Raw genomic sequence first — 10,888 nt, 5'->3', positions numbered from 1 at the left:
TGGCTGGCCACAACTGGATGCCCTGTTCGGCTTGGGGATTGCGCTGTACATCCTCTTCGAAAAAGACACCGCGCTGCATGGCACGGGCTACGCCCGTGTTCGCGGGACAAGCCCGCTCCCACAGGGATTGGGCTGGCCTTTAGATTTTGAGCAAGACAGTTGCTCCTACGGGATTCAGCGGATCTGATGCTTGTGCAGCAAGCGGTAGAAGGTGGGTCGGGAAACCCCCAGCACCTTCGCCGCGATGCTCATGTTGTCACTGTGGCGGTTGAGCACATCGCACAACGCCTGGCGTTCTGCGCGGTGCTTGTAGTCTTCCAGCGTCCCCAGCGGCGCCTCGGCCTCCTCCAGCACCTGTAACCCCAGATCCTGCGTCTCGATCTGTCGCCCCTCGGCCAGCACCAAGCCGCGACGTACGCGGTTGGCCAGTTCACGTACGTTGCCCGGCCAGTCGTGCCGCCCCATGGCCGCCAGGGCATTGTCGCTGAACGAGCGTGGCCGTCGCCCCGTTTCCAGGCTGTAGAAATGCGAGAAATGGTTGGCCAGCATCGACAGGTCACCGTGCCGGTCACGCAGAGGCGCGGTCACCACCTGCAGGACATTGAGCCGGTAATACAGGTCTTCACGGAACCTGCCACGCTCGATCGCCTGCTCCAGATCCACGTGCGTCGCGGCCAGCACCCGCGCATCCACCGGAATCGGCTGACTGCCGCCAACGCGCTCGATGTGCTTCTCCTGCAGAAAACGCAACAGATTGGCCTGCAACTCCAGAGGCAGGTCGCCAATCTCGTCGAGGAACAGCGTACCGCCGTGCGCCGCCTCGATACGCCCGACCTTGCGTTGATGCGCCCCGGTAAAGGCGCCTTTCTCGTGGCCGAACAGCTCGGACTGGATCAGATGCTCGGGAATGGCCCCGCAATTGATGGCGATGAACGGCTTGTCATGGCGCTGCGACTGACGATGCAGCGTGCGCGCCACCAACTCCTTGCCGGTGCCGCTCTCGCCACGGATCAGCACGGGCGACTCTGTAGGCGCCAGCTTACCGAGCAGCTTGCGCAACTCGCGGATGGGACGGCTCTCGCCCAGCAGTTCGTGCTCGGGCTCATCGACCCGCACCGCCCCCTTGCCACGCAAGCGCGCCATGCCGAACGCACGCCCGAGGGTGACCTGCACCCGGGAAACGTCGAATGGCAGGGTATGGAAGTCGAAGAACCACTCACAGACGAAATCGCCGACGTTCTGCATGCGCAACTCTTCGGCGCTGAGCACGGCGATCCATTCGGTATTGCTGCGCTTGATCAAGTCCTTGACGGCATCCTGGTGACGCAGGTGCGAGGCCTGCAATCGCAACAGGCCGACGTCACAAGGATGCTCGAGCGCAGCGCCCAGGGTACAACTGCGCACATCCCAACCGGCGCCCCGCAGGCCCGGCAGTAGACGGTGGCAATCATCGCAGGGATCGACAATCAGCAGACGGCGTTGGGATGCAGGTTCAAGCATGACCTATCCTTGGCGCCAATTTTCAGTTTTTTAATTAGAAACAGTAAGTTGCGGCGCCCGAATTAACAGTAGCAACGAACCTGACGGTGCCCACTACCGTTTGTCTGCCAAATGCCGTCACGCAAAGCGACTTCGGAATTTTTACCCATAACTGGCGTCACAGGCGGCACATACAACGGATCACTTTTTCCGTTATAAAAAAATTTTCGACTGCCATGTGACTTCACCCACGATCCGGAGCATCAGTACCAATAACCCCGCGCTGCAATCGTTCATTTCTTTACCCGGCGCGGACACACATTTGCTGTTTGGGACCACAAGAGAGACCGAACCATGAATGCCCCGCTCCGTGTCAACGAAGCACTGCTGATTGCCGACCACGCCTTCGAACCCTTCCAGTGCGTTGCCTGGGATGCACCCAACGGTACTGGTGAGCTGAGCCTGGCAGTGATCGACCGGACCAGCACCCGCATCGGCAGCAAGCAGGTATCCTCGCGCATCTATTCGGACCCAGCACAATGGGCGAGCCTGATCGAGGAAGTCCGCGCCGAACTGTTCGAAAAAGGCTACGACCTGCAACCCTGGTCCATGCCCAAGGCATAACTTGCCATTGCACAAGTGCGCATCTTGTCGCGCACTTGTGCAACTTTCCCCCTGCCGATCCGGCAACTTTCAGTTTGTGCGACTTATTGTCGCGCGCCCACGTTATTCAACAACGCTGAACTGTTCGACATGCTGGTAATCCGCCTGCAGTTGCGCAGCAAGTTGCCGTGCGCGCCCCAGGCGCACCGGCGCCGTCTCGATATCGACCAGCACGCAGGCACAGGGCATCGGCTGCACAGGCTTCCAGCGTTGCAGGCGCCCGTCGGTCAGCACCAGGCAGCGTTGGACCTCCCCGGGGTGCGCTTTGCCACGGCGCAGCAACCACTGGCGCGCCTCTTCCAGGGCCGCGAGCAACGGCGTGCCGCCCCCCGCCCCGAGCGCGCGCAGCCAGGGCTGAAGCGCTGCGGAGGCCTTCAGGCCATGGCGCTGCCATTGTGGTGTGCTGCCGCTGGCGGTCAGTAACGCCAGGCGCGCACGCTGGCGGTAGGCCTGGTCGAAGAAGGTCTGGAGAAAACCCTTGGCTTGCGCCAGGGATTGGTGGCGGCGGGTTGACGCCGATGCATCGACAATCACCAACCACAGCTCTGGCGCTTGTCCATGGCGTTGCTGCCAGCACAGATCCTCGACGCGACGCGGCCGGCCCTTGAGCAGGGTCGGCACCCAGGCAACCCGACCGTCAGCGGCGGCACGGGCACGCCCGCGGCTGGCACCTGTCAGTTTTCCGGCACGGGGCCTGGCATCCGCCGCTGAACCAACTCGTGCGCGGATGCTCAGGGCTTTTTTGCCCAGTTCGGCACCTCGCGCCGGGCACCTGCCGTCACCGGCTGCGCCTCCAGCGCTCCCCAGTCACCTTGCCCGCCCTGGTTCTGCGGCTGCTGACCGCCCTGTGGCGGCGTGCTCGAGCTGGCGGGCGGCTCTGCGCTGCGACGGCGATGGCGCAGGGCAAATTCGGCCACGGCCTCCACATCTTCCTCGCCGATGGCCTCAGCACCGCGCCACGCGGCATGGGCGCGTGCCGCCCGCAACCAGACCAGGTCGGCACGCAGGCCATCGACACCCGCAGCGAAACAACGCTCGGTGATCCAGGCCAGCGCCTGGTCGTCCAGGGCAATGGCGGGCAGGCGCTCACGCGCTTGCTGGCAGCGTTCGCGCAACTGCGCCTGGGCCACTGCCCATTGCGCGCAGAACGCCTCGGGGTCACTGTCGAATGCCAGACGGCGACGGATGATCTGCTGACGGTCGTCCGGCTCAGGCGTGCCTTCAAGGGCGATGTTCAAGCCGAAACGGTCGAGCAACTGCGGACGCAGTTCGCCCTCTTCCGGATTCATGGTGCCGATCAGCACGAAACGCGCGGGGTGACGGTGCGAGATGCCGTCGCGCTCGACACGGTTGGTGCCGCTGGCCGCCACATCCAGCAGCAGGTCCACCAGCGGGTCGGGCAGCAGGTTGACCTCATCCACATAGAGCACCCCGCCATCCGCCTGGGCCAGCACGCCCGCCGAAAAGCGTGCCTTGCCCTGCCCCAGCGCAGCGTCCAGATCCAGAGTACCGACCAGCCGCTCTTCGGTCGCGCCAAGCGGCAGGGTCACGAAAGGGCCCGCGCCGAGCAGGTCGGCCAGGCCCCGGGCCAAGGTGCTCTTGGCCATGCCACGCGGCCCCTCGATCAGCACACCGCCGATCTTCGGGTCGATGGCGGTCAGGCACAGGGCCAGCTTGAGGTCTTGCGCACCGACCACGGCGGCCAGGGGAAACTGCAGGGGTTCGGTCATTTCAGGCCTCTTCCTCGCCGTCGAGCAACTGCTGCTCGAGGGCCTCGCGGTAATCGCCCGGCGCCTGCCACAGACCGCGCTGCTGGGCTTCCAGCAAGCGCTCGGTCAGATCGTGCAAGGCGTGCGGGTTATGCTCGCGCATGAATGCTCGAGTCGCCGGGTCGAGCACGTAGGCATCGGCCAGCGACTGGTAATGGTGATCGTCGATCAGGTGAGTGGTGGCATCGAAGGCGAACAGGTTGTCGACCGTCGCCGCCAGCTCGAAGGCACCTTTATAGCCGTGACGCTTGACCCCGTCGATCCATTTCGGGTTCAGCGCACGCGCACGGATCACCCGGTTCAGCTCTTCCTTGAGGGTGCGAATACGCGGGCGGTCGACCTGGCTGTGGTCGCCGTGGTAGCTGGCGACCGTGACGCCTGCCAGGGTTTCTGCAGCCGCGAGCATGCCGCCCTGGAACTGGTAGTAGTCGTTGGAGTCGAGCAGGTCGTGCTCGTGGTTGTCCTGGTTCTGCAACACCGCCTGGACCTGCCCCAGGCGCTGGGCGAACTGGGCCCGTGCCGGCGTGCCTTCATCGGCGGCACCGTAGGCGTAGCCGCCATGGTTGAGGTAGACCTCGGCCAAGTCGGCGCGCCCCTGCCAGAGGCGTCCGTCGATGGCGTTCTGCACACCCGCGCCATAGGCACCCGGCTTGGCGCCGAATACCCGCCAGCCAGCCTGGCGCCCGGCCTGCTCGGCATCGACACCCTGCGCCAGCAGCGCCTGGCGCTCGGCACGCACGCGGGCCGCCAGCGGGTTGAGGTCGTCCGGCTCGTCCAGCGCCGCCACGGCCTGAACCGCCGCATCGAACAGGCGAATCAGGTTGCCGAAGGCATCGCGGAAGAAACCCGACACGCGCAAGGTGACATCTACTCGCGGGCGATCGAGCAGGCTCAGGGGCAGGATTTCGAAGTCATCGACCCGCTGGCTGCCGGTGGCCCATACCGGCCTGACCCCCATCAGCGCCATGGCCTGGGCGATATCGTCACCGCCAGTGCGCATGGTCGCCGTACCCCAGACCGACAGCCCGAGCTGGCGCAAGTGATCGCCATGCTCCTGCAGGTGGCGCTCGAGGATCAGGCTGGCAGAGGCAAAGCCCAGGCGCCAGGCGGTGGTGGTGGGCAGGTTGCGCACATCCACGGTATAGAAGTTGCGCCCGGTGGGCAGTACGTCCAGGCGTCCGCGGCTGGGTGCCCCGCTGGGACCCGCCGGCACGAAGCGCCCGGCCAGCGCGACCAGCAGGCCCTCGATCTCGGCGGCCCCGCAGGCATCCAGGTGCGGCGCGACCTCCTCCCTCAACGCCTGCAGCACGGCGTGCACGCCCTGCCACTGCGCGCTGTCCGGTGCCGTTTCACGGCCTTCGATCAAGGCCAGGGCAAGCGCTTCCAGGCGCTCGCGTGTGTCGCCGCAGGTGCGCCACGCCGCCTGGTCGAGTGCCTGCAGCAGCACAGGTCGCGGCCCTTCCCAGGCTTGCCCGAGGTCGCAATCCAGCGGATCGAACCCCAACGCCAGCGCCCGCGCCAGTGCGCGCAGCAGGCTGGCATTGCCGCCACGGCCGTCACCACGATCGACCCGCAGCAGCGCCAGCAGCGTATCACTGCGCAGGCGCCCTTGCGGCGACTGGCCAAAGACATGCAAGCCATCGCGAATCTGCGACTCTTTCAAGTCGCACAAGTAGGTGTCCAGGCGTGGCAGCCAGACAGCGGCATCGTCCAGTTGCCCTTCGAGCTGCAGGTCACGGTCGATATGGTTGGCCTTGACCAGTTCGAGAATGTCGCGCTGCAGCTCGCGGGCACGGCGCGGGTCGAGCAGTTGCGCCTCGTAGTATTCGTCGGCCAGCTGCTCCAGATGACGCAGCGGCCCGTAGGTTTCGGCGCGGGTCAGTGGCGGCATCAGGTGGTCGATGATCACCGCCTGGGTGCGGCGCTTGGCCTGGGCGCCCTCACCAGGGTCGTTGACGATGAACGGGTAGATGTTCGGCAGCGGGCCGAGCAGCGCATCCGGCCAGCACTCGGCGGACAGCCCGACGCCCTTGCCGGGCAGCCACTCCAGATTGCCGTGCTTGCCGACATGGATCAGCGCATCGGCGGCAAAGCCGTTGCGCAACCAGAAATAGAACGCCAGGTAGCCGTGCGGCGGCACCAGGTCCGGGTCGTGATACACCGCGCTCGGGTCTACCTGGTAGCCCCGGGCCGGCTGGATACCGACAAAGGTCAGGCCGTAGCGCAGACCGGCGATCATCATCCGGCCACTGCGGAACATCGGGTCTTGCTCAGGCGCGCCCCAGCGTTCGCGCACCGCACGCTGGTTGGCCTCGGGCAGGCAGGCGAAGGCCGCGAGGTAGTCGTCCAGAGACAGGCTCTGGGCACAGGGGCGCTGGTCGAGGTGATCCAGGTCGTTGGTCACGCCGCCGAGCAGTTCGTGAATCAGCGCCGTGCCCGTCTGCGGCAAGCCAGCAACCGGATAACCCTCGGCCTGCAGGGCATTCAGGATGTTCAGCGCGGCGCCAGGCGTGTCGAGCCCCACGCCATTGCCGATACGCCCGTCGCGGGTCGGATAGTTGGCCAGCACCAGCGCCACGCGCTTCTGGGCATTGGGCAGTCGCGCCAGCTCGACCCAGCGCCGTGCCAGCTCGGCGACGAAATCCATGCGTTCGGGGTGGGCCTTGTAGCAGACCACATCGGACTGGCTGCTCTCGCTGCGCCAGGCCAGGTCCTTGAAGCTGACCGGTCGGGTGATGATGCGCCCGTCCAGCTCCGGCAAGGCGATGTGCATGGCCAGGTCGCGCGCACCCAAGCCCTGCTCGCTGGCTTCCCAGCCGGGCTGGTTGTCCTGGGCGCAGATCGCCTGCAACACCGGCACGTCGCGGCGCAGCGGACGCAGGTTGGGCCGCTCGGGGCTGGACAAGGCAAAGCCTGTGGTGTTGATGACCACTTCGGCGCCGACCTCGTCGAGCCAGGCCTCTACCTGTTCGAGACAGGCCGCCTCCTTGAGACTGGCGACTGCGATCGGCAACGGGTTCAGCCCGGCGGCCTGCAAGCGCTGGCAAAACACATCGATGAACCCGGTGTTGGCGGCCTGCAGGTGCGAGCGGTAGAACAGGATCGGCGCCACCGGATGCTCCGGGTGCCACTCGGGGAACCAGTCTTCAAGCCCTGCACTGGGCTTGCCGGGGTGGTAGACCGTGGTGCGCGGCAGCGGCTGGGGTTCGTCCCAGGCATAGTCGCGCCCCAGCCACTGGCTGGCCAGGCAATTGAACAGGTTGGCCGCATTGGCCTTGCCGCCCTGGCGCAGGTAGTGCCAGAGCCGCTCGGCCTGTTCGGCCGGCACCGTGCCCAACTGTGTCAGCTCCGGATCGGGGCGGTCATCGCCGGGCACCAGGATCAACTGCACGCCACGCGCGGCGAGTTCGACCAACTGCTCGACGCCATAGCGCCAGTAGCCGACACCGCCGTGCAGCGATACCAGGATCACTTTGGCATGGCGCAACACCTCATCGATGTACAGGTCGACGGAGGCGTGGTTCTGCACCTGCATGGGGTTGGCCAGGCGCAGGCTGGGGAAATCGTCCGGCAACTGCTCGGCGGTTTCGGCGAGCAGTGCCAGGTGAGAGTCACCGCTGCAGAGAATCACCAGCTCGGCGGGTGTCTGGCCGAGGTCGGCAATGCTGTCGTCCGGCACGAAGCCGCCGGGCTGGGTCCGCAGCAGGTGCATGGATCAGGCGCCCAGGGCCTGGCGCAGGCGCGCTTCCAACTGTGCCGCGTCGAGGTCCTGGCCGATCAACACCAGGCGGGTGATGCGCGGCTCGTCGCTGCGCCAGGCGCGGTCGAAGTGCTTGTCGAAGCGCGTGCCCACACCTTGGATCAACAGGCGCATCGGCTTGCCGGGGATCGCGGCAAAGCCTTTGGCGCGCAGGATGCCGAACTCGGTGACCAGTTGCGTCAGGGCATCGAGCAGGAGGCTTTCGTCCGCTTCAGGCAGGTCGATGGAGATGGAATCGAACGCGTCATGATCGTGATCGTCATGATCGTCGCCGTCGTGGTGCGAATCGTGGTGGGTGCGACGACCATCGATGTGCACTTCGGACTCGGCACCCACGCCCAGCAACACATCCAGCGGCAGGCGACCGCTGCTGGCCTCGATCACCTTGACGGCCGGCGGCAGCTCTTCGGCGACTTCGGCGCGGACCTTGGCCAGGCCCTCAGCGTCAATCAGGTCAGCCTTGTTCAGCACCACCAGGTCGGCACTGGCCAGTTGGTCGGCGAACAGCTCATGCAGCGGGGATTCGTGGTCCAGGTTGGGGTCGAGCTTGCGCTGCGCGTCGACTTGGTCCGGGTAGGCGGCGAAGGTGCCGGCGGCCACGGCTGGGCTGTCGACGACGGTGATTACCGCATCGACGGTGCAGGCATTGCGGATTTCCGGCCACTGGAAGGCTTGCACCAGCGGTTTGGGCAGGGCCAGGCCGCTGGTCTCGATGAGAATGTGGTCCAGGTCGCCACGGCGAGCGACCAGCTCACGCATCACCGGGAAGAACTCTTCCTGCACGGTGCAGCACAGGCAGCCGTTGGCCAGCTCATAGACGCGGCCGTTGGCCTCTTCCTCGGTGCAGCCGATGCTGCACTGCTTGAGGATTTCGCCGTCGATACCCAGCTCGCCAAACTCGTTGACGATGACCGCGATGCGTCGCCCCTGGGCGTTGTCGAGCATGTGGCGCAGCAAGGTGGTCTTGCCCGAGCCGAGGAAGCCGGTGACGATGGTGACGGGAAGTTTGGCCAGTGTTTTCATGTGGCGATGCCCTTGGCAGCAATGGTGCGGGCATGCGGGACGAAAGCCGCGACCGACCGGCCGGGCTCGCTCGCCACCGGATCACCCCGCCCGGTTGAAAGTCGAATACGTTGCGAGGCAGGTCTCCTGGCTTGCACTGCACGACCTCCAGCCGTCAGGACGACGCCTTCCCGCGCGCGGGCGCAGTGGCTGTGTCGACCCTGTTCAGTGCTTACAGTTGCGGGGGCAGCCGCGGCTTGTACCGCGTTCCCGTCTTAGCTCCGGCAGCGCCGGAGAACCTCGAAGCGGCAAGGCTACGCAGTGGTGCGCAGGTGGTCAACCGTCTGACGCTGTTCGGAGCCTTCAGATGCCACCCCCGGCCAGCAACTCGGTCAGCACCTGCGCCAGGGCCTTGACCATCACATCGGCCGTTGGCCGGTGGACGATGACGATCTCGTAGCTGTCCACCTCCGGCAAACCTTGCGCCGCCCCCAGTACTCGGTGCTCGGCGGTGGCCGCGCGCGGCGGCAGCAGGCTCACGCCCATGCCGTCGGCCACCGCGGCCTGGATACCGGACAAGCTGGAGCTGGTGAAGCTGATGCGCCAGCGCCGGCCCATGCCTTCGATGGCATGGATCATGTCTTCGCGGTACAGCCCGCGCGGTGGAAAGGTGACCAAGGGCACCGGGTCAAGCTCGAAGGCCGGCATGCGCACGCTGTCGATCCATTGCAGGCGCTCGGGCCAGCAGGACACCCCCTCGCGGCTGTTGCGCCGCTGCTTGAGCAGCACCAGATCGAGTTCACCATTGTCGTAGGCCTGGCTCAGGTCGCGGCACAGGCCGCTGGTGACTTCAAGCTTGACCTGCGGGTGCAGGCGGCTGAACGCCGACAACGCATTGGTGGTTCGCCCGCCGACGAAATCTTCGGGCACCCCAAGGCGCACGGTGACGCCGACCATGGCTCCGGCCAGGGCCTCGAGCATCTGGTCGTTCAGCGCCAGCATGTGCCTGGCATAGCCAAGCAGAGTCTGCCCGGCGTCGGTGGGCAGCACGTCGCGGTTGCCACGCACCAGCAGGCGATGGCCGACCATCTCCTCGAGGCGTCGTACCTTCTGGCTGATGGTCGACTGGGTCGAATGCAGACGGGCTGCAGCCGTGGTGAAGCTGCCGCAATCGGCGACCACGACGATGGCGCGCAACAGGTCGAGATCGAACAGAGCCCTATTCGGTTTTACGCTGATGGACATGAGGGTATTCGGTTTTCAAATGATGACGCTGACTTCTAGCATGGCCCTTCGAGGCGGGCAACGTTGATGTATTCGGAAATCCACTACAGCTCATCCAGATAATTCGTTTCAGTTGCCTGCAACTTTTTCCCTAGGATGAGGCTTTGCCTCAGGAGCCCTACGCATGCGCCACACCCTCGCTGCCTGCCTGCTGGCCTTAACCTGCCTTGCCGCCCACGCCGAGACCACGTCCATGGATACCCGCCTGCTTTATGCCGCCCAGCGCGGCGATGCACCTGCCATCCGTCGCCTGCTCAAGGAACCGGTGGCGCTCGACAGCCGCGATGGCCAAGGGCGCACACCTCTGCTGGCCGCGACCCACGGCAACCACATCGACGCGGCCAAGGTGCTGATCGAGGCCGGCGCCGATGTGAACGCCAAGGACAACATCCACGACAGCCCCTACCTGTATGCCGGCGCTCGCGGCCTGAACGAGATCCTGCGCCTGACCCTGGCGCACGGCGCCGACCTCGCCAGCACCAACCGCTACGGCGGCACGGCGCTGATTCCGGCGGCGGAGCGTGGCCATGTGGAAACGGTGCAGATGCTGATCGATGCTGGCGTGGACGTGAACCACCTCAACCGGCTGCACTGGACCGCCTTGCTCGAGGCGGTGATCCTTGGCGACGGCGGTCCGCGCCATGTGGACATTGTGCGACGGCTGCTGGCGGCCGGCGCGGATCCGGCGATTGCCGACAAGGATGGCGTGACGGCGCTGGAGCATGCGCGCACGCGCGGGTATGCAGAAATGGTGGCGTTGCTGGAGCGGTGATGAACCGCTGGTCGGCGGTAGTTGAAAGACAGTTGGCTCCCACGGGTAACACCGCCGTATTCAGAAGCTATGGGTCCTGTTGTGGGAGCGGGCTTGCCCGCGAAAAAGACACCGCGCAGCCTGGCACGGGCTGCGCCGGTGTTCGCGGGCCAGCCCGCT

General features: G+C 65.8%; 9 protein-coding genes and 1 riboswitch. Of the genes, 3 read left to right on the top strand and 6 right to left on the bottom strand.

All coding sequences use genetic code 11. The features are described from left to right. Positions 1 to 187: hypothetical protein (locus ACPZMI_RS01595; RefSeq protein ID WP_426351552.1), on the top strand; the 187-nt coding region annotated here is incomplete at its 5' end. Here ACPZMI_RS01595 and ACPZMI_RS01590 read toward each other — a convergent pair. Beyond that, positions 175 to 1,500, bottom strand: a complete 1,326-nt coding sequence (locus ACPZMI_RS01590) for a sigma-54 dependent transcriptional regulator (protein WP_186665370.1) — start codon at positions 1,498 to 1,500, stop codon at positions 175 to 177. The two genes, ACPZMI_RS01595 and ACPZMI_RS01590, sit on opposite strands and share 13 nt — an antisense overlap. 333 nt (positions 1,501 to 1,833) lie before the next feature. Between ACPZMI_RS01590 and ACPZMI_RS01585 the strand changes: the two genes are divergently transcribed. Continuing rightward, on the top strand, positions 1,834 to 2,103 hold the full coding sequence (locus ACPZMI_RS01585; RefSeq protein WP_054893924.1) for a hypothetical protein: 270 nt from the start codon (positions 1,834 to 1,836) through the stop codon (positions 2,101 to 2,103). A gap of 102 nt (positions 2,104 to 2,205) precedes the next feature. Here ACPZMI_RS01585 and ACPZMI_RS01580 read toward each other — a convergent pair whose 3' ends face one another. The 5 genes from ACPZMI_RS01580 to ACPZMI_RS01560 form a co-directional block, all read right to left on the bottom strand. Continuing rightward, positions 2,206 to 2,820 carry a vWA domain-containing protein gene (locus ACPZMI_RS01580; RefSeq protein WP_426351553.1) on the bottom strand — a complete coding sequence of 205 codons (615 nt, stop codon included), beginning with the start codon at positions 2,818 to 2,820 and terminating at the stop codon, positions 2,206 to 2,208. 53 nt (positions 2,821 to 2,873) lie between these two features. After that, positions 2,874 to 3,872 (bottom strand): magnesium chelatase ATPase subunit I, encoded by a 999-nt coding sequence (locus tag ACPZMI_RS01575; RefSeq protein WP_426351551.1) that lies wholly within the window; start codon positions 3,870 to 3,872, stop codon positions 2,874 to 2,876. 1 nt (position 3,873) lies between these two features. Next, entirely contained in the window at positions 3,874 to 7,623 is a 3,750-nt protein-coding gene (gene cobN, locus ACPZMI_RS01570; RefSeq protein WP_426351550.1) for a cobaltochelatase subunit CobN, read from the bottom strand. 3 nt (positions 7,624 to 7,626) lie between these two features. After that, positions 7,627 to 8,694, bottom strand: coding sequence for a cobalamin biosynthesis protein CobW (cobW, locus tag ACPZMI_RS01565; RefSeq protein ID WP_054893920.1), 1,068 nt, complete (start codon positions 8,692 to 8,694; stop codon positions 7,627 to 7,629). Positions 8,695 to 8,793: 99 nt separating this feature from the next. After that, positions 8,794 to 8,991: riboswitch (cobalamin riboswitch) on the bottom strand. Between the two features lie 45 nt (positions 8,992 to 9,036). After that, complete coding sequence (locus ACPZMI_RS01560) at positions 9,037 to 9,918, bottom strand: LysR substrate-binding domain-containing protein (RefSeq protein WP_186710419.1); 882 nt, start codon at positions 9,916 to 9,918, stop codon at positions 9,037 to 9,039. 163 nt (positions 9,919 to 10,081) lie between these two features. Between ACPZMI_RS01560 and ACPZMI_RS01555 the strand changes: the two genes are divergently transcribed. Further along, on the top strand, positions 10,082 to 10,729 hold the full coding sequence (locus ACPZMI_RS01555; protein WP_426351549.1) for an ankyrin repeat domain-containing protein: 648 nt from the start codon (positions 10,082 to 10,084) through the stop codon (positions 10,727 to 10,729). The last annotated feature ends 159 nt before the right edge of the window (positions 10,730 to 10,888 follow it).

Source organism: Pseudomonas wayambapalatensis, assembly GCF_049942315.1.
Taxonomy (GTDB): domain Bacteria; phylum Pseudomonadota; class Gammaproteobacteria; order Pseudomonadales; family Pseudomonadaceae; genus Aquipseudomonas; species Aquipseudomonas wayambapalatensis.
Note: the sequence above shows the minus strand (reverse complement) of the source record. Positions and strands in the feature narration are given on the sequence as shown.

Excerpts from the sequence above, each read along its gene's own strand:
- cobW (WP_054893920.1), bottom strand. The coding sequence starts at position 8,694 with ATGAAAACACTGGCCAAACTTCCCGTCACCATCGTCACCGGCTTCCTC.
- ACPZMI_RS01585 (WP_054893924.1), top strand. The coding sequence starts at position 1,834 with ATGAATGCCCCGCTCCGTGTCAACGAAGCACTGCTGATTGCCGACCAC.
- ACPZMI_RS01555 (WP_426351549.1), top strand. The coding sequence starts at position 10,082 with ATGCGCCACACCCTCGCTGCCTGCCTGCTGGCCTTAACCTGCCTTGCC.
- cobN (WP_426351550.1), bottom strand. The coding sequence starts at position 7,623 with ATGCACCTGCTGCGGACCCAGCCCGGCGGCTTCGTGCCGGACGACAGC.
- ACPZMI_RS01590 (WP_186665370.1), bottom strand. The coding sequence starts at position 1,500 with ATGCTTGAACCTGCATCCCAACGCCGTCTGCTGATTGTCGATCCCTGC.
- ACPZMI_RS01560 (WP_186710419.1), bottom strand. The coding sequence starts at position 9,918 with ATGTCCATCAGCGTAAAACCGAATAGGGCTCTGTTCGATCTCGACCTG.
- ACPZMI_RS01575 (WP_426351551.1), bottom strand. The coding sequence starts at position 3,872 with ATGACCGAACCCCTGCAGTTTCCCCTGGCCGCCGTGGTCGGTGCGCAA.